At 68.7% G+C, this 316-nt stretch carries 1 protein-coding gene; it reads left to right on the top strand.

Annotated features, from left to right (window positions below):
• On the top strand, positions 1 to 316 hold a 316-nt coding region (locus tag ACSNN7_RS29105), incomplete at both ends, for a beta-ketoacyl synthase N-terminal-like domain-containing protein (protein ID WP_436684233.1).

Below are 316 nucleotides of genomic sequence, written 5' to 3'. Positions count from 1 at the left end.
GGGCTGATGGTTTCGATGCGGAGTTCTTCGGGATGTCGCCGCGGGAGGCGTTGGCGACGGATCCGCAGCAGCGGTTGCTGTTGGAGACCGCGTGGGAAGCGCTCGAAGACGCCGGGTTGGACGCCACGACGCTACGTGGCAGCCGCACCGGCGTCTTCACCGGCGTGATGTACAACGACTACGGATCACGTCCCCACCTGCCGGCCGAGGACTTCGAGGGCTATCTGTTCAGCGGCAGCGCCGGCAGTGTGGCCTCGGGCCGGGTCGCGTACACCCTCGGTCTGGAGGGCCCGGCGGTGACCGTCGACACCGCGTG

This window comes from Micromonospora sp. URMC 105 (assembly GCF_051386295.1).
GTDB lineage: Bacteria > Actinomycetota > Actinomycetes > Mycobacteriales > Micromonosporaceae > Micromonospora.
This window is presented reverse-complemented; position numbering and strand designations above follow the sequence as displayed.